This window comes from Lysinibacillus sphaericus (assembly GCF_005217585.1).
Classification (GTDB): domain Bacteria; phylum Bacillota; class Bacilli; order Bacillales_A; family Planococcaceae; genus Lysinibacillus; species Lysinibacillus sphaericus.
Window position 1 is genome coordinate 528893 of the sequence record NZ_SZPT01000002.1, and the last position, 18840, is coordinate 547732.

At 36.0% G+C, this 18840-nt stretch carries 22 protein-coding genes; 6 read left to right on the forward strand and 16 right to left on the reverse strand.

What is annotated here, in order from left to right; genetic code table 11:
- Positions 1–13 precede the first annotated feature (13 nt).
- Positions 14–706 (reverse strand): aspartate/glutamate racemase family protein, encoded by a 693-nt coding sequence (locus FC748_RS08205; RefSeq protein WP_108030570.1) that lies wholly within the window; start codon positions 704–706, stop codon positions 14–16.
- A 292-nt stretch (positions 707–998) separates the two neighbouring features.
- Here FC748_RS08205 and FC748_RS08210 point away from each other — a divergent pair, with 292 nt between their 5' ends.
- Complete coding sequence (locus FC748_RS08210) at positions 999–2396, forward strand: alanine/glycine:cation symporter family protein (RefSeq protein ID WP_024363572.1); 1398 nt, start codon at positions 999–1001, stop codon at positions 2394–2396.
- Between the two features lie 95 nt (positions 2397–2491).
- Here the strand turns inward: FC748_RS08210 and FC748_RS08215 are convergent, their stop codons facing one another.
- From FC748_RS08215 to FC748_RS08275, 13 genes are all read right to left on the reverse strand, one after another.
- Positions 2492–3019, reverse strand: coding sequence for a DUF1572 family protein (locus FC748_RS08215; protein WP_108030569.1), 528 nt, complete (start codon positions 3017–3019; stop codon positions 2492–2494).
- Between the two features lie 232 nt (positions 3020–3251).
- Positions 3252–3860 (reverse strand): SCO family protein, encoded by a 609-nt coding sequence (locus FC748_RS08220; RefSeq protein WP_107894227.1) that lies wholly within the window; start codon positions 3858–3860, stop codon positions 3252–3254.
- 102 nt (positions 3861–3962) lie between these two features.
- Positions 3963–4085, reverse strand: coding sequence for a YvrJ family protein (locus tag FC748_RS08225; protein WP_080653352.1), 123 nt, complete (start codon positions 4083–4085; stop codon positions 3963–3965).
- Between the two features lie 73 nt (positions 4086–4158).
- The gene (locus FC748_RS08230) at positions 4159–4380 is read right to left on the reverse strand and encodes a DUF2922 domain-containing protein (protein WP_025219290.1); all 222 of its coding nucleotides are present in this window, start codon (positions 4378–4380) and stop codon (positions 4159–4161) included.
- Between the two features lie 16 nt (positions 4381–4396).
- Positions 4397–4621, reverse strand: a complete 225-nt coding sequence (locus FC748_RS08235) for a DUF1659 domain-containing protein (RefSeq protein ID WP_024363568.1) — start codon at positions 4619–4621, stop codon at positions 4397–4399.
- 257 nt (positions 4622–4878) lie between these two features.
- Positions 4879–5655, reverse strand: a complete 777-nt coding sequence (locus tag FC748_RS08240) for a sulfite exporter TauE/SafE family protein (RefSeq protein ID WP_024363567.1) — start codon at positions 5653–5655, stop codon at positions 4879–4881.
- Positions 5656–5919: 264 nt separating this feature from the next.
- The gene (locus FC748_RS08245) at positions 5920–6555 is read right to left on the reverse strand and encodes a response regulator transcription factor (protein WP_024363566.1); all 636 of its coding nucleotides are present in this window, start codon (positions 6553–6555) and stop codon (positions 5920–5922) included.
- Positions 6548–7582, reverse strand: a complete 1035-nt coding sequence (locus FC748_RS08250; RefSeq protein ID WP_024363565.1) for an ATP-binding protein — start codon at positions 7580–7582, stop codon at positions 6548–6550. The genes FC748_RS08245 and FC748_RS08250 overlap by 8 nt, the downstream gene beginning before the upstream one ends.
- Before the next feature lie 3 nt (positions 7583–7585).
- On the reverse strand, positions 7586–7951 hold the full coding sequence (locus FC748_RS08255; RefSeq protein WP_107894222.1) for a rhodanese-like domain-containing protein: 366 nt from the start codon (positions 7949–7951) through the stop codon (positions 7586–7588).
- A 54-nt stretch (positions 7952–8005) separates the two neighbouring features.
- Positions 8006–9400: an MBL fold metallo-hydrolase gene (locus tag FC748_RS08260; protein ID WP_108030568.1), complete on the reverse strand. Its 1395-nt coding sequence runs from the start codon at positions 9398–9400 to the stop codon at positions 8006–8008.
- Positions 9401–9414: 14 nt separating this feature from the next.
- The gene (locus FC748_RS08265; protein WP_024363562.1) at positions 9415–9954 is read right to left on the reverse strand and encodes a helical membrane plugin domain-containing protein; all 540 of its coding nucleotides are present in this window, start codon (positions 9952–9954) and stop codon (positions 9415–9417) included.
- 16 nt (positions 9955–9970) lie between these two features.
- Positions 9971–11164 carry an NAD(P)/FAD-dependent oxidoreductase gene (locus FC748_RS08270; RefSeq protein WP_105928913.1) on the reverse strand — a complete coding sequence of 398 codons (1194 nt, stop codon included), beginning with the start codon at positions 11162–11164 and terminating at the stop codon, positions 9971–9973.
- 437 nt (positions 11165–11601) lie between these two features.
- Positions 11602–12483, reverse strand: coding sequence for a cation diffusion facilitator family transporter (locus tag FC748_RS08275; RefSeq protein WP_167492687.1), 882 nt, complete (start codon positions 12481–12483; stop codon positions 11602–11604).
- Between the two features lie 846 nt (positions 12484–13329).
- Here FC748_RS08275 and FC748_RS08280 point away from each other — a divergent pair.
- Genes FC748_RS08280 through FC748_RS08290 form a run of 3 tightly spaced genes read left to right on the forward strand, consistent with a single transcriptional unit; the run spans position 13330 to position 15160 of the window.
- On the forward strand, positions 13330–13842 hold the full coding sequence (locus FC748_RS08280) for an RNA polymerase sigma factor (protein WP_167492657.1): 513 nt from the start codon (positions 13330–13332) through the stop codon (positions 13840–13842).
- On the forward strand, positions 13829–14782 hold the full coding sequence (locus tag FC748_RS08285; protein WP_025219285.1) for an anti sigma factor C-terminal domain-containing protein: 954 nt from the start codon (positions 13829–13831) through the stop codon (positions 14780–14782). Before FC748_RS08280 ends, FC748_RS08285 begins: the two co-directional genes overlap by 14 nt.
- A 15-nt stretch (positions 14783–14797) precedes the next feature.
- A complete protein-coding gene (locus tag FC748_RS08290) occupies positions 14798–15160 on the forward strand; it encodes a hypothetical protein (RefSeq protein ID WP_025219284.1) in 363 nt (120 codons plus the stop codon).
- A 612-nt stretch (positions 15161–15772) separates the two neighbouring features.
- Here FC748_RS08290 and FC748_RS08295 read toward each other — a convergent pair.
- Positions 15773–16111, reverse strand: a complete 339-nt coding sequence (locus FC748_RS08295; protein WP_025219282.1) for a winged helix-turn-helix transcriptional regulator — start codon at positions 16109–16111, stop codon at positions 15773–15775.
- 105 nt (positions 16112–16216) lie between these two features.
- Between FC748_RS08295 and FC748_RS08300 the strand changes: the two genes are divergently transcribed.
- Positions 16217–16600, forward strand: a complete 384-nt coding sequence (locus tag FC748_RS08300; RefSeq protein ID WP_025219281.1) for a RidA family protein — start codon at positions 16217–16219, stop codon at positions 16598–16600.
- A 156-nt stretch (positions 16601–16756) separates the two neighbouring features.
- On the opposite strand, the gene FC748_RS08305 is transcribed toward FC748_RS08300, so the two are convergent.
- A complete protein-coding gene (locus FC748_RS08305) occupies positions 16757–17458 on the reverse strand; it encodes a Type 1 glutamine amidotransferase-like domain-containing protein (RefSeq protein ID WP_025219280.1) in 702 nt (233 codons plus the stop codon).
- Positions 17459–17760: 302 nt separating this feature from the next.
- Here FC748_RS08305 and FC748_RS08310 point away from each other — a divergent pair, with 302 nt between their 5' ends.
- Positions 17761–18663: a cation diffusion facilitator family transporter gene (locus FC748_RS08310; protein WP_024363555.1), complete on the forward strand. Its 903-nt coding sequence runs from the start codon at positions 17761–17763 to the stop codon at positions 18661–18663.
- Positions 18664–18840 lie beyond the last annotated feature (177 nt).

The window sequence follows — 18840 nt, forward strand, 5'->3', positions numbered from 1 at the left end:
TTCTCAATGCTTTTTACTCTTTTAATGCATGTTCTACAGCAGCAAGCGCATGAATAATAGTCGTGTCGAAAACAGGGACTTGGACATCTTCTTGTTGTATTAGTAAACCAATCTCCGTACAACCTAAAATAATTCCTTGCGCACCTGATTTCACAAGGCGCTCAATAATTTGTAAATAGCTTTCTTTTGAAGTTGGTTCAATCTTCCCTAAACATAATTCCTCATAAATAATTTGATTAACCATTGTTCGTTCATCCGCGTTTGGCACCATTACATTTATGCCAAACTGTTCAATTCTATGTTTATAAAAATCTTGCTCCATTGTATATTTTGTGCCAAGCAACGCAATCGTTTGCAGACCAGCCTGTTGAATTTGAACGGCTGTTGCATCGGCAATATGTAAAATTGGAATAGTCAAACGCGCTTCCATAAATTCTATGACCTTATGCATTGTATTCGTACAGATCACAATGAAATCGGCACCTGCTTTTTCTAAAGACCAAGCAGCCTCTCCTAGTATTTCTCCTGCATTTTGCCATTGTTCATTTGCTTGATAGTATTCAATTTCTTGAAAATCGACACTATATAAAATGCATTTTGCCGAATGTAAACCACCCTTTTGTTGCTTCACTTGCTCATTTAGAAGGCGATAATACATAGCTGAAGATTCCCAGCTCATACCACCAATTAAGCCAATCGTTTTCACATCATCCACTCCCTATTCTATTAATCGTCATTTTTAAATAAACTGCTCTCGATACATTTTCATGTATTCAAATTAAAGGTATAAAAGAAAAAGCAAGTTGAATACTAATTTGGAAAAAGTATTGTGTTACCACAACGGTGAACTGTATCCATTTTACCTTTCCTATATATTACCACCACACAGCAAATCATTTCGAGAAAAATATCTTTTTATTATTAAGAATTTTTAAAAATTTGATATTTTATAAAAAAAGAGTGTAGACTAAAACTTATTAAAAAAAGGAGGAATATAAATGGAGTGGATATCAAATATAGTAGATAATACAAATAATATTCTATGGACGTATCTTTTAATCATATTATTATTAGCTGCTGGATTATATTTTTCATTTGGCTCTAAATTTGTACAAGTACGTCTTTTCCCAGAAATGTTTCGTTTAATAACAGAAAAAAGAGATGGTGAGTCGGGGGTTTCTCCGTTCCAAGCTTTCACGATTAGCGCAGCGTCTCGTGTAGGTACGGGTAATATAACAGGTGTTGCACTTGCTATAGGTGTCGGTGGTCCTGGTGCCGTATTTTGGATGTGGATTATTGCCATTCTTGGTATGGCAACCGCTTTTATTGAAAGTACACTTGCTCAAGTGTATAAAGTAAAAGACGGCGATACTTTTCGTGGTGGCCCTGCCTATTATATAGAAAAGGCATTAGGTCATAGAAAGTTAGGGATTGTTTTTAGTATCCTTTTAACATTAAGCTTTGGCTTTATTTTTAACGCAGTACAGTCTAATACGATTGCGACTTCTGTAGGTGAAGCATTTAATATTAGACCTTTTATTATCGGCATTGTATTAGTAGTGTTAACGGCTATGATCATTTTCGGTGGTGTACATAGAATTGTTAAATTTACACAAGTAATTGTACCTGTAATGGCCGTCTTTTATTTACTCGTTGCACTTTATGTCGTTGTAACAAATTTAGGGGAAATCCCAACTGTATTTAAACTTATTTTCTCTCAAGCGTTCGGCCTTCAAGAAGCTGCGGGCGGTGCCATTGGGGTAGCCATTATGCAAGGTGTTCGTCGAGGCTTATTTTCCAATGAAGCTGGTATGGGGAGTGTGCCGAATGCAGCAGCAACTGCCAATACATCACATCCTGCTAAACAAGGACTTGTGCAAAGTTTAGGCGTATTTTTTGATACAATTATGATTTGTTCTGCCACTGCATTTATCATTATTTTAGCGGGCTTATATAAAACAGGTGAAAGTAATGGAATCGTTCTTACACAAAATTCTCTAGCAGTGCATGTTGGTGACTGGGCTCCTTATTTTATCGCCATTAGTATTATTTTCTTCGCATTCAGTTCTGTTATTGGTAACTATTATTACGGTGAATCCAATATTGAGTTTATCAATGCTCATAAAAGCTGGATGACCGTTTATCGTCTACTTGTGCTGGCCATGGTAATGTTCGGCTCAGTAGCACAAGTTCAACTTGTTTGGAACTTAGCGGATTTATTTATGGGTCTTATGGCGCTCATCAATATTACGGTAATTATGATACTTGGTAAAATAGCTTTCCGTGTATTAGATGATTTTACACTACAACGAAAAGCAGGCAAAAATCCTGTATTTTACGCAAAGTCCATCCCAGGTTTGAAAAATACAGACTGTTGGGAAGATCATCGCTCATAAGAAAACGCCATTCCCTCAAGGATTACTTGAAGGAATGGCGTTTTTTCGTGCCCTTTTTTGGTGCCTGACACCCAAACAATTTTGAAAATTAAAAATTAGCTTTTTTTCATCGCTTCTGTAAATAGCTGCGATTGTCCTCTTGGAATACTCAATGTTTTCCATTCTTCCCCTTTTATTTGCTTCCCAACATAGATAATTTGCCCAACATGTGCTGCATAATGGGCCATCTGTCTTTCTATCGCATCAATCACTGTATGTTGTTGCCCTCTTATGAAAACATGTGCCATTAAATCCATCTCGGTTAAGCTTAGTAGTGAATCTAAGAAGACTTGCCAACCCTTTTCCCAAATAGTTAGTAGCTCTTCTTTAGTATCAATACTATCAATAAATTCTTCATCACGATTTCTTGTTGTTTTTTCTCCATCTGTCGTTAAAAAGTCTGTCCATCTTGAAATCATGTTGCCACTTACATGTTTGACAATGACTGCAATACTATTGGACTCTTCATTGAAAGCCCAGTGCAATTGCTCAATATCTAATTGTGCGATCGCTTTATCACCGTCCGCTTTAATCGTTTTAAATCTTTCTCGTACAGCTTTTAAATATGTTTCACCTATGCTCATTTCTAATTACCTCCCCCTTGTGCCTGTCACCCAAACAATTCCCAATTCTCAAACTATTTCTCTGTGGATACAAGTTAATACCCGCGGAAAGCATGGTATTACCCGCGATTTACCACTGAATACCCGCGAAAAATCATGAAATACCCGCGATTTAACCTTAAATACCCGCGAAGTATTGTCATCATGCTACAAAAAAGCTAGCGCTATGTCAATGTAGCACTAGCTTATCATGTTATAAGTTTTCATCTATATACGTTTCTAAATCCGAAACAATTGTATCGATTGGAACATCGTTTGCATCTTTTGCGTATCCGTCATATTGTTTTACAAGAATTCCGTCTTTATCCACTAAGAAAAACTGAATACCGTGGATTACTTGATCTGAATTCGGGTCGTCTTTGACAAGTAATTTTGTTGATTTCACTGCATATTGCTCAATATATGACTGTGAATATCCTGTAAGGAGATTCCATTTAGATTCGTCAGGTACAGTGTATCTCGTTAAATAATCAGCTAGTACTTCCGGCGTATCCACCTCAGGGTCTACTGAAAAAGCGACAATATTATAATCCTCTATCCCTTTTTTCTTCAGCTTTTCTTGCACTTGCGTCATGTTAAACGTCATTGGTGGACAAACTGAATTACAATTCGTAAATATATACATGCCCAACCAAGGTTTCCCTTTTAAACTGTCTAGTGAAACAGTTTCTCCTCGTTGATTAATATGTTCAAAATCCTGCATTTCCAAACTATAATCAGCTTTAAACTTTGCGTTCCCGCATGCACTAAGTACAGTCACTAAAGTCAATAGTAGTACAAACCCCATTACTTTATTTTTCATCTTTACACACTCCCTACTTACACTACCCCCATCTTATCGAATGATGTAAGCGTTGACAACCACCTGTCGTGACAGCTTTCGTACATCTTTGTGAAGTCAACTTCACTTAAGTGAAACAATCACATCATGAATCGCATCAAGCTTAACCTCTACTCGATGTAATAAGTAAAACGACATGAGGATAGGAAAACCAATATCAGATAACATTGTCAGCCATTGTTCCATACTGCCCTCTCCTTTCGACATGCTTTGCTTGTCTTAAAAATGGTCTTTGCAACAACTGCAAAGACCATTTCATTCATTCGTTCATGTTAAACGCTGAAACTTGACGATCAATCATACGTGCACCTTTTATGCCAACCAAAGCACCTGCTTGTCCACCAAATACATTACTCATAATGATTGTTTGCATCACTTGTTGAATTTCAGCAGATGTAACATGTGGCTTCGGTGCATCAATGGCAATCGTCGCCGTTTTTCCTAATGCTGTATGAAATTGCAACTCTAAAACTTTTGCCATCAGTCCTACCTCCTTTTTATTGTAATGACGACAATTCTGTTATTTCTTGCTTACTAATACTGTCAAGTGGCTTTGATGAAAGACTCGCAATCGCTTTCGCTACCGTTACTAACGCTGTTGGTGTATGCGTGTCGTTTACATTACGGTAGGTTTTAATTACAAATTTCGGCTTATTTGTTTCAGTATGTCCCACCACATACTTTAAGCGAAGTGATGCATCTAATAATTGGGTTTTTGCCATCCGTAACACCCCCTTTCTACACAATATATACAGCTATTTGTAAAAATAGGGACATGTTTCTCTTGAAAATTTAACGTAGAAAGCCATCAGCCACTGGGATAGGCATCGAGCAGTCCGCTGCTACCTGAAAAAACCCTTTTTCCACCTTCATTATTCCTACATAAAAAAAGCCCAGATACTCATATCTAATGAGCATCTGGTTGTGGCATCATCACCACTCGTTGCAATACGAGCATGTAATTTTTAACCTTCACTACTTACAAAATATCTAACCATGTTTTAATAGCTGTACCTAAAATTAATACTGCTAAAATTGCTTGTAGTGCTTTTGTATTGAGCTTGCCACCTATTTTTGCGCCAAGTGGAGCTGCAAGTAAACTTGCCACAATCATGATTGCTGCTGGCCCATAGTCGATTTGACCTGTCATAATTTTCCCTACTGTTCCACCGATTGATGAAATAAATGTTATCGCTAAGCTAGTGGCAATCGTCATACGTGTTGGGATTTTCAAGACAACAAGTAAGATTGGTACTAATAAAAATCCACCTGCTGCTCCAACAATCCCTGAACCAATCCCAACGACAAACGCTAAACCCGCTGCTAATGGTTTACTAAATGTAATCTGATCTAACTGCTTATCGTCAATTTGCTTTTTCGGAATAAACATCATAACAGCAGCAATTAAGGCTAAAACACCATATACAATATTTACTGCTGCTTCTGGTAACATGCTCGATCCAAAACTACCGATAAAGCTACCTATTAAAATTGCCGTACCCATAGTAAGAATTAGCGATTTGTTTAAATAGCCACTTTTGCGATATGCCCATACTCCTGCAATCGATGCAAAAAACACTTGAATAGCACTAATACCGGATACTTCATGTGCACTGAAAGCTGCTAACCCAAATAATGGTGGAATATATAAAAGCATAGGGTATTTAATAATGGATCCCCCAACGCCTACCATTCCTGATACGAATGATCCGACAAAACCAATTAAAAATATGACAACGATGAATGAAAACTCCATCGTCACACCTTCTTTCTACCTTATTTTCTTTAAGTATAGAGTGTGAATTGCTTTAAAAATATAGGGGGAAGCCCCTATCCTTCAGAAGAAAAGGCGATTATTTATTGTCGATAAGAGGAGGAAAACGATAGATATAACACCCTAGCATAGAAAAAGCGATAAAGCAGATTGCTTTATCGCTCAGGGAAGATATATAGAAGGTTGTTCCATTACAAAACGTCAGACTTTAGAAAGAAAAAGACTTTATTGGGCAGCCCACGTATGCTACGTAATATACTTATTTGTAATACCGTATTGAATAAGCTCTGCCTTGCTTTTTAAATTTAGCTTTTGCATAATGTTGGCTTTATGGTTTTCTACCGTTTTAGCACTAATAAATAGCTTTTCTGAAATTTGCATATTCGTAAATCCTAAAATGGTTAATCGAACAATTTCCTGCTCACGTGTAGATAAGATATCGGCATTGTTTTTACCTTTTTTCTTAAATAACTTTTCTAGTTGACCTTTTGGTAAGCCCACTTCATAGTAGCGACGGCCTGTATAGACACTTTGAATCGCTTCGTACATTTCGCCACCTTGACTATTTTTTAAAATATAGCCATCTGCTCCTACTTCCATCGCTTGTTGAATATAGGCTATCTCATTATGCATTGTCAGCATAATTATTTTCGTGTCAGGTAAATTTTTTTTAATTTCCTTTGTCGCAGTAAATCCGTCCAACCCATTTGGAATCGATATATCCATTAAAATCACATTCGGCTCAGTCTGGTAGGCAAGCTGAATCGCCTCTTCTCCATCACTTGCCTCTCCTACAACTGTCATATCTGAATAATTCCCTAAAAGGAGCGCAATGCCCTTCCGTATTAAAACATGGTCATCGACAAGTAATATTTTAATCATATTGCGGCCTCCATCTTGGAATGACGATATCGATACATGTCCCTTGTCCTACTTTGGACAGAATTGAACAAGTACCACCCAACTGATCGACCCGTTCCTCCATATGCTTTAACCCTAGCCCTGCATTTTGAATTTTGTCCCGTTCAAAGCCAATCCCATTATCTTGAATGGTCATATAAATATGCGTATTGTCCTTTTTAATATGGATATGCACTTGGGTTGCTTTTGCATATTTAATAATATTATGCAATGCTTCTTGTGTAATTCGATATAAATTAATCTCAACTGCTGGGTCACATCGATCAAGACCACGTGTCGTTAATTGAATATCTAAACCCGTTATTTGTTTTTTTATCGCATCAATTGTCGCCTGAATAGTCGGCTCTAAACCTAATTGGTCTAAACTGTGCGGTCGTAATTGGTGAGAGTATGCGTTAATGTCATTCATAACTTTTTGCAGTTCCGCACGCACCTCGGAAATATACTCATTCAACTGCGCATTATCTTGTACAAAAGATTCAATCGCTTGTAGCGCAATAGATACCGAAAATAAAGATTGGCCAACTCCATCATGTAGTTCTTGTGCTAAGCGTTTATGTTCTGATTCCTTTGCTTCGATTAATGCTCGAATCATTTTTTTATTAATGGCAGCCTCTTGTGCTTTTTTTAATGTTTCCTGATCACGTAAGACAAGTAAATATTCTGTTTCCCCTGTATTTTCATTAGCATAAATAGCGGCTGTGCTCATTTCGACATCAATCTTTCGACCATGATAAATGGGCATTTCCGATAAAAATGAAGGCACTTCATTGTTTGCAATTAAATAGCATGTTGGTTCACTCTGCTCCCTTTTACGAGTCATACAATAAGAACAATACGGCACAAAATCACCTTTTTGCCAACCAGTTAAGCGTTGTGCAGCAGGGTTCATCATAATGATTTCCCTGCTTTCCTTCATAATAATAATCCCATCTTGAATATGCTCATAAATTTGCTGTAAATACTCATTTTGTAGCTGGGAATGCATACTTTACACCTCCTTATACATCATTCCTTTTACTTTACACGGTCTTTTCATCATCGTGTAGCTATTTACACTATACCCTTTTTTTCGTAAAAAGCGGCTAGCCAGATTTAAATCCATTTGACTCTCTACTATCAGATGGACAGGGCGATTTTCGATTTGTTTATAAAAACGTGGTAAATAGCCGTATGGAATATGCTTACTATTATAAACTAAACAGCCGGTTGTATTGTAATCCCGTACATCAAGTATTTGATGTCCTTCAGCTACTTGACGGTACGGTATATCTTTTACCTGTTTGACAGGGACAAAACGAATATAATAAGCCCGTACTAAAACAATGGCTAGGGCAACAATTAGAAAAATGATCATAGAAACCTCCAAAAAGAGTGCCTCACATGGAAGGCACTCTTTGCACTAATTACTTTATTTTACTTCTTTCACCCATTGACCGTAGCCGCCAGTCATATTGACTAAATTGTGGAAGCCATTTGCTTTTAATACACTTGCTGCAATGGCTGAACGACCACCTGCTTGACATTGAACAATGAGTTTTTTATTTGGTACTTCGTCTAAACGATTTTTTAATGTACCAACCATTATGTGCTGTGCACCTTCAATATGTTCTTCATTATATTCTGTCAGATTACGCACATCTAATACAGCTACATCTTCTGTGTCCATCATCGCTTTTGCCTCAGAAGGTGTAATATTTTCATATGAATCTAGTTCATTTGCTTGCTCAATCATCGCTTCTACATCGGCATAACCTAGTACTTGGTCAATACCGATTGAGCGAAGTGCAATTAACATGTCTGGCATTTGAGCAGGGTTAGCAAGTAAATATAACGGTTCCTTGTAGTTAACAATCCAGCCCATCCAGTTTGTGAAGGAGTTATTAAATGGCACGTTCATCGTTCCTTTAATATGTCCTTGTGAGAAGGCTTGAGCATCTCGCGTATCTACTACTTGCTGACCAGCTGCAATCAGGCCTTCAATTTCTTCAACAGTAGTAATGGCTTTTACCTCTGGTAAATTTTTAATTAACTCAATGCCAATTTTATTAACTGATTTCATCACTGCAAAGTAATAAGGTGGTTCTGGTTGACCATCTAATAAAGCTTTCACAAAGTCTGGCTCGTTGTCGAATTGCATTGCCCAGTTGAATTGTTTTTCATAGCCTACTGTTGTCGATGGTACTGCACCAAGTGCTTTCCCACATGCGCTACCTGCACCGTGTGCTGGCCATACTTGTAAATAGTCTGGTAATTGTTTAAAGCGCTCTACAGATGTATACATCACTTTTGCCCCTGCATCAGCAGTCCCTTTAATACCAGCTGCTTTTTCTAATAAGTCTGGTCGGCCAATATCCCCCGCAAATACAAAGTCACCTGTAAATATTCCAATTGGTTTATCTGCTGCTGCACCATCTGTTAATAGGAATGAAATAGATTCTGGCGTATGACCTGGCGTATGCATCACTTCGAAAGTAAGTTTACCAAGTTCAAATTTGTCACCATCTTTTAATAGTACGTGTTGAATGCCATCTAAGTTTTGATATTTCCAGTTTTCATCGCCTTCATCGGAAATGTACATCGTAGCACCAAAACGATCAGCTAATTCACGAGAACCTGCTACAAAGTCAGCATGGATATGCGTTTCTAATGCTCCAACGATTTTCATATTTTCCTTTTCAGCTACTTGGATGTATGGCTCAATGTTGCGCATTGGATCCACAATCACTGCCTCGCCTTTTCGTTGACAACCTACCATGTAAGAAGCATGTGCTAATTTTTCATCATAGAAATAACGTAATAACATAAAATTCTCTCCTTTTAATTGGATTGTTTATTTAAAATTTGGATTGTTGCTTGTACATATTTCAGTGACTTTTGAACACTCGGGTCTTTTAACCACTTCATAATCGTAAAGAGTTTAATTGGTTCAGTTGTTGCTTCTGCTTGTTGTTGTATATCTTTGACGAGCGAGTATCCTTGTTTTCCTTTTTCTACAATCGGTTCTGTGTAAGATTTAATACTTGCTGTCGCATAATCAATTGTTTGCTGATCGGCTAACACAGCTGTTACAAAATCCACTATATCCTCTAACTGATTGATCATTTGTAAAAGCTTCGGCAATTTTTCTAGTAAGCCAACTAATGCTTCCACCGTTTCGAGATTTACGTTATAGCTTCGTACAAGTTCATCATATTTTTGAATGGATTGCTGATCTTGCAATACCGCTTGTCCAAAACTTACAACATTCCCGATGGCTTGTAAGTTTTTTTCATATGTTGGCAATTGACGTAGCAATGATACGAGCGCTGCTTCAATATCCGGCTGCTTTAGTTGCTCTAGTAACGGATTCGTTTCCATCACACATGCCTCCTTTCTACATCGTTCCTTTTAACATGCCATCCCAATACATGATTGGTAATAAATCTTTTTTCATCATATACATGCTTGCACGTTCCACCGCTTGGTTAAATGGCATCGATTCAGCAGGCTCTTTTTTATAGTCGAACTCTGCTAAAATTAGCTTGTTGTAGCCTGTCACGATTGGACAAGACGAATAACCGTTATATGTGTTGTCCATTGTTTGATTGCGCATACATGCCACAACATTTTCAGCTACCACAGGTGCTTGTTTGCGAATGGCTGCTCCCGTTTTAGATGTTGGCAAGTTTGCACAGTCGCCAATGCCAAAAACGTTTGCATATTTCTTATGTTGCAATGTATACATATCCACATCTACCCAACCATTGTCATCCGCTAAAGGGCTGTTCGCAATAAATTTAGGTGCATTCATATAAGGTGTGACGTGAATCATGTCATATTTCAATTGCTCTTTTGCGCCAGTATCTAGATTTTCAAAAATGGCGATTTTTTCATCCGCTTTAATCTCAATTAGGTTACGTCTGAATCGTGCATCAATTTGTTTGCGTTCCACTACTTTTTCTAACGCTTCACGGTATTTCAGTACATCAAAAATGGCTGGATTGGCAGAACCAAATACAACTTGCATATTTTGACGAACACCTGTTTTTCGGAAGTAATCTTCTGCTAAATGCATTATTTTTTGTGGCGCACCACCGCATTTTACAGGTGAATTTGGGTGTGTAAATAAGGCGGTACCCGATTTTAAATTGCGTATCGTTTCCCAAGTATAATCAACATGTTCAAATGAATAGTTACTGCAAACAGATTTTGTACCAAGTGCTTCTTTTAAGCCTTTAATGGCACCCCAGTTAATTTCAATCCCTGCTGCTACAACTAAGTAATCATATGAAATAGATGTTTGATCTCCTAGGATGACTTCGTTTTGTTCAGGTTTAAATTCAAGTACGGGTTGTTGGATCCATACTGCACCTTCTGGAATAAGAGATTCCATAGAACGTTCAGAATCTTCTTTTTTAGCAGCGCCTCCACCAACTAACGTCCATAACGGTTGATAATAATGTTTTGAGGCTGGATCTATTATCGCCACTTCATGATTGAGGCTTGGCGATTTTCGTAATAAGCGGGCAGCAACAGATATACCAGCTGTTCCCCCACCAACAATGACAATTTTGAAAGAATTTTTCATGCTTCTTCCTTCTTTCTGCATTTTGTGTTTGAAACTTACACTCTCATCATAGTGAAATCTATATGTAAAAAATATAGGGGTTTTCCCCTAAACAATGATTGTTTTAAAGGAAAACCCCTAATTTTAGTTGTGGATGTAACTTTTAAGGCAATTCAAACACTATTCACTAAAGAAGTGGATTACGCTATTGTCCATTAAGATGTTCTCAGCATCGGGTGAAACAACAGTTGATGCATTCAACCAACAGCAAGTATTCTACACAAACGCATAGAAGTGCAAATACGGCTTACAATAAGGAGGATCGGATACAAAATGTGCAATCGTTATTTGAAAAACGCTATCATTCAGTAAGTATACGCTGATTAGTTTGACCTCTTGAATAATCTACATGGAAATTGCATTATGTAGATTCCCCATCACGTAATGACATTTCCGTTCTAATTGTTCTTTTTTTCAATCTGTATCGTCATATGATGCAATGCAAATTCGTCGTGTAACAGATTTTGTATTTTCCGTAATACAATTTGTTCATCTGCTACTTGATTCACCACTACTTGACAAGTTAAAGATGGGAAATCCATTGTAATTAACCAAATATGTAAATCGGTAATCTCTTCGACTTCCTCAACAGTCATTAACTTCGCTTTAACATCATCCGTTGGCAAATTTTCTGGAGCACTTTCCATCAAAATATTAAAGGAGTCCCGCGTAACACGATAGCCGCTAATAATGATAAGAAACGCCACAATCATACTTGCAATAGGATCGGCTAAATTCCATTGAAAAAATAAAATAAGCAATGCTGCCGTAATAGCTCCTACAGAGCCGAGAATATCACCTAAAACATGCAAAAAAGCACTTTTTACATTGAGATTATCATTATCTCCTCGTTTAAGGATAAACGCTGCGCCAATGTTGACCAGTAAACCAAGTGTTGCAACGATTAACATACCCGTACTTGCCACGGCTGGTGGTTCTGAAAATCGGCGAAAAGCTTCATAAAAAATATAAAGCGAAATGGCAATTAACGTAAGACCATTTATAAAAGCGGCAAATATTTCAAACCGACGATAGCCATACGTTTTTCGATTTGTTACGGCTTTTTGACCAATGGATACAGCAATATAGCTTAACCCTAACGCTGCTGCGTCACTTAACATATGGCCTGCATCTGATAATAGCGCTAAACTGTTTGTCATGATGCCACCGATCACTTCGACAATCATAAACCCCGCTATAAGAAAGAAAGTCCATTTCAAGGCTATTTTATTTTTACTCCCATCTTGTTGCCCATGATTATTAAAATGTGACAAATTCATCATCCATTCTTTAATTTTTATATATTTTAAGCTGAAGCAATAGAGCAGTTGGAGACCCTCACTGTTCCATTGTGGAATTTTACCTTGCTATCATTATGCCGCTCAATGGCTCTGCTATACACTCCTTTATCTAGCAGTTTCGCTCGTCCATTCAAGTATGTTTTTTGAATAATGTTTAGAGCTGTCAAAAAAATATCATTTTGTAGACGATTTAGACAAAAATACCAGCCACTCCCTTTTAAATGAGTGGCTGGTTCTATATTTTATGGTTGGTAGCCCATTATAGAAATACTTTTTTACTACGTCTTGCGTTTTTTGATAGAAATTAATGATTTGCATGATAGATAGAATGCCTCTGACAGTCAAATATTTTACATATTTTTTCTAATACAGCACAGAGCAATAAACCAAATAACCAACAGAAAACAATAGTAAGTTCTAACCACTTGGCTAGTTCCTTCTGTTTTATAACCCACCACCTATCAACTGTCTAAAGAATAACCGATTATATTTCATAATTCAATATATTTTTATCGAAATACAATATATTTTTGAAACTAGTATTTGAATTAAATATTAGTCTCTCTTCTGACAAGCAGCTTGTAATTTGCAGGTTAATGTATATTTATTAAATACTTCGGAATCCTTATTTATAGATGAGTTAGAGTTAAAACGCCGATAGAAAAGTCAGGCTCAATATCACTCGGATATTCAGGCTTAACTTCTAAAACTATTAGTTCATAAAGAGTTTCCTAAAAATTTTTTAAAAAATTATTTTAAAATATGTATACTTTTTTAATACTTATTCGTTATACAAATGTTAACACAAAAGAACAGGTGGGCCACATGACAGTTCAAACTTTAGAAGAGTTGTATAAATTAAAGTTTCATTTGATTTATCGATATTTATTAAAAATCGGATGTACACGAGAGGATGCTGAAGACATAGTTCAAAACACATTTTATAAGGCTATTTCTAAAATGATTCATTTAGAAACTGAAAACCCTTCTTCTTGGCTATTTAAAGTTGCTATTCACAACTATTATGACTTATGTCGAAAACAAAAACGGCACCCTAAAGTAGAAGTAAACGATGAATTTATTGAAAATCTTTTTGCAAATGTAGAATATGGTGAAGTATTTATTATCAATAAAGAAAATAGAGATGATATTCAGGCAATTCTAGAACGACTTAAACCTCTTCATGCAAATTTGCTATTACTGAAATACGAAATGGACTTAACCTATGAACAAATAGCCAATCTTTTAAATATGAAGGTTGATACCGTACGTACGACACTTTATCGAGCCCGCAACCAATTTAAAAAAGAATGGAGTGAATCCTATGGAAGAAGATGAAATTTCAGAGGATATTTTTGAATTTAATAATGAAAAAAATATAATTAAAAAGGCTAAACGACATAGTTATATACGAATAACATTAATAAGTGGACTTGTATCCATTATTGGAATAACATTTTTAATAATTTTAAAACTACAGATAACTCCTTTTTTGTTAAACAAGGAGATTTTAGCGAAAGATGCTTATTATCAAGTATACGGTGCAAACTCATATTTAAGCCCTTGGAATACAGATATTGCATTAATAGGATCAACTGCTACATCAACTCAATATAAACTGTTAAATGGTCACCCTGTATTTAAAAAACTAATCACATTAGATACAACACCACATGAAACGTATATTGAATCTGCTCCAAATAAAACGTTTACCTACTATGGACAAAATGTCATGAACTTTTACCATCCTAAAATTGACTATGAGAATGTAGCACATGACGATTTGTTACAAAATAAAACGTTAGACGACAAATTATTTGAATTGGGCATTTCTTTTGATAAAGACTACACAATATCTGAGATAAATGCCATGATCCCAAAAGGGTTAACAATACAATGGTATTGGCTAGATACATTTAGTAATGAAGAAATTTCAAACATGCAAAGTTCTGTTCAAACAGATACTAAAATTTCTGGATACGTATTTAAGGAAGATGAAGTTATTGGAATAAAAACTTTTTCCAATACAGGAGAAAAATACAGCAATCCCACTAAAGAATTTGTAAACTCTATCCAATATTTAATAGAAAATAATAGAGCATATAAAACAGATATGCAGGTTATTTTAGACTCAATCACCACAAATAAAGAGTTAGATAAAAGTAAAATTAACATAATTGGAGCTGTAGTTGTTGGGAATGCAACAACATTATCTAAACTTGCAAAAGAACCGTTCGTTCGAGCTTCAAGCTTTGGAGCGAATATTGATTCATATTAAAAGGAGAACATACACATGAATAAACCTATTCAATATATAATTTGGTCACTTATCTTCACTGTAGTTAATTTATCCGCAATTCAAATTGCTTCTTTTTCGTTGTTCACAACAACAGAAGGTACTTCAATTTTCTCACTTGATTATCTGATTGCATTTACAATTCTACTTGTAGCGAACTTTACTACTATCCAACTATTTTTAGCTATTAGAAAAAGTCATTATAAAGGATTAATAATTGGTTTAATAATTGCTGCATTACAAGCAATTGGGTTATATATCTTTATTTATACCACAATGTTTAATTTCGGATTAATCCTTAGCGTGATATCTGTATCTGCCGCTCTTGTTTTATTAATTTTTGAAATAAAAAAGCGATAGGTTAATATATTTTCTTTTAAAACTTATCTTTGTTTTAATAATAAAACTGGATAAAATCGTGTAAAAAGTACGAGAAATCATTTAGAAACATTAATTTCCCGTGCTTTTTCTTATTCTTTACTAGCAAGTGACCATTAGTCATCATTGTAGAAACCTTCAAGTTAGAAACAGACATACACCTTAATCCTGTGCAATAAAATTTATCTAATCCTACATTTGTGTCCACCTGCACCTTACTATGTTACGATTCTTGTAGATAAAATTTTTTAGCTAGTAAAAAAAGCATTACTTTTAAGGGAGAATATGTCATGAAGAAAATAGTATTTCAATTGTTGATAATTGTATCGTGGATATATTGTTTGGGGTATATTTTATTCGATTTCCCTATTGATACTTTTGTCATGCGGGCGGTTAAAGGTGTACTGTCTATTGTTTTTTCTTGTAGTCTATTGTTGTTTCTATTTAAAATTATTGATACTAAGAAAAAGAAAAAAAGAGATGATTGAAGCTTTCAATCAATCTCTGCAACAGAAATGGCAAATTAACTGTAGCTCCTGCATCCATTCATCGCTCATTTCATTTAATTTGTGAGGTACGCTTTACAGCAAGACATTAATGCGTATTGTTTTTTTCTCCCCACTCACATAACTGTTCCAAAACAGGCAATAACGTTTCCGCTTTAGTTGTAAGACTGTACTCCACTTTAGGTGGAATCTGCGGATACTCTTTTCGACTGACTATTCCATCTGCTTCTAATTCTTTCAGTTGTGCACTTAATGTTTTAAAGGTAATTGCACCTATTTTGCGTTTCAAATCATTAAACCGAACCGTTTGATGTTCCGCCAAAATATAAATAATTAGCATTTTCCATTTACCACCAATTACTGATAATGTATAGCCAAACGGGGTTTCTTGGATAGTCCCCGTGTCTTTGTAATCAGCCAAACCCATATTTACACTATCCTTTCTGATAGTACCTTTCAAAAAAGTGCGTACTATTTTTTTGTTCGCGTTCATTTTATACTGACATTACTTTAAAGTAAAGGAGAGAAAAAAATGAAGAATATTACAATTTATAATCACGATCTTTGGGATCACGGTATTTCACAGGGCTACAGTGTCAACGGCACTATCTACATTTCGGGGCAGTTTTCCCATGATACGGAGGGTACATTCGTTGGCGATGGCGATATCGAAGCACAAGCACAGCAAACGCTTAAAAATCTAGATGGCGTTTTGGAAAAATTCGGTGCAACAAGATCTAACCTTGCTTATATGGAAATCTATTTAACAAATGCGGAAGCACATACTGAACCAGTCCTTCGACTATTCAAGGACTACGTTGGGCAACATCGACCAGCCGGTAGCCTTATCGGCGTGACTTACTTGGCATCACCAGAACAATTAATTGAAATCAGCGCCATCGCACATACCAACTAAGGAAAGGCATGTTGTGTCAGCGAAAGTAAGCTTCGGCTTCGGACCATTAAGTTAGGAGCCCGCTTATAACACTAACCCCGAGCAAAGAACCTTTCAAGAAAAGCGGAACTATTCGGGGTTTTGTGTTTTTGAAAGGAATTTGCCATTCCATCACTACTAATTAAAACCTAGAAATTTTGTTGCAAGCTCTTTCTCTATAACTTTATCATCATCATCATATACTTTATACGCTTTGGCATTAGGTCTTGAACTTACAATAGTATGGATTTCCTGATCAATGAAATGGATGGCAACACCGTCATCCGTTGCAAAACCGGGTTTAATTTTTTTATTAGTAATAAGCTGTTGATACGAAGGTCTTCTATCCGATTCTCCATCATAATGGGGACAATTACTCCCTTCTAGGAAACCTAAACACTGTAAAGGTTCCAATCCATCCCCATAAGAATCTGTCACCCCTTCCTCGAACCAGCAAATGGAGCCCGCGCTAATACCAGCGAGTATTATTCCTTGCTCCCACGCTTTTTTCAAAATAGTATCCAATCCCCATTCTTTCCATAGCACTAATAAATTCTTTGTATTCCCCCCACCAACATAAATAATATCTTTGTCCAGTAAGAAGCTTTCTATATTTCTTGTAGGTGGGTTAAATAATGATAAGTGCGAAGGCTGACAATCCTGTTTTTCAAAGAATTGATAAAATCGACAAATGTAATTTTCTGAATCTCCACTTGCTGTTGCAAGAAAGCAAATTTTCGGATTTTTTTTCATAGATTGCTGAAGAATATATTGATCCAGCAAAGGATTTTCTGGCTCCATAGAAAAGCCACCGCCCCCAAGTGCTATAATTTGTTTTATAAGTCTACGTCCTTTCTTGTTTAATACGTTATACATTTTTTAACTTTTATTACCTATATTATTAAATAGTACCACTGAACAATAAATATCCCCATTGTTTTTAAGAAAAAAAGTTGGACAAACCATGATTGAACCGATGAATAGAATATGTTACACTCAATGAACGCTTATATTGGAGTGAGAAAGATGATACACATTTCAAGTTTACAAAACCTATATTTTTTTAATCAAAACCTTTGACTTAAAACGAGTCAAAGGTTTTTGTTGCTTTTAGGAAAGAATTTTATTGGAGGTATACATTTATGAATCAAAGCACAAATTCCAATACTACAATCGTTGCTGGATGGATTAGTTTAATAAGCAACATCGTTTTAACTATTTTAAAAATAGCAGTTGGTACTATCTTCCACAGCCCCGTTCTTTTAGCTGATGGCTATCATAATGCAGGTGATGTAATAGCAAGCGGTGCCGCTTTAACATCTATGCGTATTTCTAAACGTCCTGCCGACGAAGATCATCCATACGGACACGGAAAAGCAGAAGTAATTAGTTCCGCCATTGTAGGAATTATATTAATAATGGCAGCTCTTTATATTGCTTATGAATCCGTTACAGCATTCTTTCAGGAACCTGAAAAAGCAAGTTTAATTGCCTTTATTACGGCTATCATATCACTTGTTTGGAAGCTCCTTTTATACGTATATACGATAAAAATTGGCAAAAGAACAAATAGTAAAGGCTTAATTGCCACTGCTTATGATCATCTTGCTGATGTATATGCTTCATTAGCAGCCGTATTAGGAATCGGGCTTGCACTTGTTGGGGAAAATTATCATATTCATATCCTTACATATGGTGATCCCATTGCAGGTATCATTGTGACCATTTTAGTTTTCAAGCTTGCCTATGGGATGTTATTAGAAGCTATCGACACACTTATGGAGAAAAGCGTAAGTCCTGATACACTAGCTAGTTTCAAAACGTTAATCCTCACTATTCCTGAAGTAAAACGAATAGATCGTCTACGAGCGAGAGAACATGGGCACTATGTATTAGTCGATTTGCGTGTGGGGGTACCTGCTGATTTAACAATCCAAGAAGGACATGATATTATTCGTAAAATCAAGAAAACGATAATGGAGAAACATCCGAATGTAGAAGAAGTTCTGATTCACCTAAATCCCTGGTACGATCATAATCAATAGAAGGAAAATCATTTGCACCTCCTAACGAAGCTTTATTCGTTAGGAGTTTTTTTAAAATTACAAGCAATGTTCTATGTAATAAACAAAATTTTTCACTGCAAATTGGCATATATCTACAATTGCAGGAGTATGGTAAGCTTGGTAAATGAGCTAAAAGTTTTTGTTAATCATATAGTT

Bases quoted from the DNA above. Each gene is read 5' to 3' on its own strand.
- FC748_RS08210 (WP_024363572.1), top strand. From the start codon at position 999: ATGGAGTGGATATCAAATATAGTAGATAATACAAATAATATTCTATGG.
- FC748_RS08215 (WP_108030569.1), bottom strand. From the start codon at position 3,019: ATGAGCATAGGTGAAACATATTTAAAAGCTGTACGAGAAAGATTTAAA.
- FC748_RS08220 (WP_107894227.1), bottom strand. From the start codon at position 3,860: ATGAAAAATAAAGTAATGGGGTTTGTACTACTATTGACTTTAGTGACT.
- FC748_RS08225 (WP_080653352.1), bottom strand. From the start codon at position 4,085: ATGGAACAATGGCTGACAATGTTATCTGATATTGGTTTTCCTATCCTC.
- FC748_RS08230 (WP_025219290.1), bottom strand. From the start codon at position 4,380: ATGGCAAAAGTTTTAGAGTTGCAATTTCATACAGCATTAGGAAAAACG.
- FC748_RS08235 (WP_024363568.1), bottom strand. From the start codon at position 4,621: ATGGCAAAAACCCAATTATTAGATGCATCACTTCGCTTAAAGTATGTG.
- FC748_RS08240 (WP_024363567.1), bottom strand. From the start codon at position 5,655: ATGGAGTTTTCATTCATCGTTGTCATATTTTTAATTGGTTTTGTCGGA.
- FC748_RS08245 (WP_024363566.1), bottom strand. From the start codon at position 6,555: ATGATTAAAATATTACTTGTCGATGACCATGTTTTAATACGGAAGGGC.
- FC748_RS08250 (WP_024363565.1), bottom strand. From the start codon at position 7,582: ATGCATTCCCAGCTACAAAATGAGTATTTACAGCAAATTTATGAGCAT.
- FC748_RS08255 (WP_107894222.1), bottom strand. From the start codon at position 7,951: ATGATCATTTTTCTAATTGTTGCCCTAGCCATTGTTTTAGTACGGGCT.
- FC748_RS08260 (WP_108030568.1), bottom strand. From the start codon at position 9,400: ATGTTATTACGTTATTTCTATGATGAAAAATTAGCACATGCTTCTTAC.
- FC748_RS08265 (WP_024363562.1), bottom strand. From the start codon at position 9,954: ATGGAAACGAATCCGTTACTAGAGCAACTAAAGCAGCCGGATATTGAA.
- FC748_RS08270 (WP_105928913.1), bottom strand. From the start codon at position 11,164: ATGAAAAATTCTTTCAAAATTGTCATTGTTGGTGGGGGAACAGCTGGT.
- FC748_RS08275 (WP_167492687.1), bottom strand. From the start codon at position 12,483: ATGAATTTGTCACATTTTAATAATCATGGGCAACAAGATGGGAGTAAA.
- FC748_RS08280 (WP_167492657.1), top strand. From the start codon at position 13,330: ATGACAGTTCAAACTTTAGAAGAGTTGTATAAATTAAAGTTTCATTTG.
- FC748_RS08285 (WP_025219285.1), top strand. From the start codon at position 13,829: ATGGAAGAAGATGAAATTTCAGAGGATATTTTTGAATTTAATAATGAA.
- FC748_RS08290 (WP_025219284.1), top strand. From the start codon at position 14,798: ATGAATAAACCTATTCAATATATAATTTGGTCACTTATCTTCACTGTA.
- FC748_RS08295 (WP_025219282.1), bottom strand. From the start codon at position 16,111: ATGGGTTTGGCTGATTACAAAGACACGGGGACTATCCAAGAAACCCCG.
- FC748_RS08300 (WP_025219281.1), top strand. From the start codon at position 16,217: ATGAAGAATATTACAATTTATAATCACGATCTTTGGGATCACGGTATT.
- FC748_RS08310 (WP_024363555.1), top strand. From the start codon at position 17,761: ATGAATCAAAGCACAAATTCCAATACTACAATCGTTGCTGGATGGATT.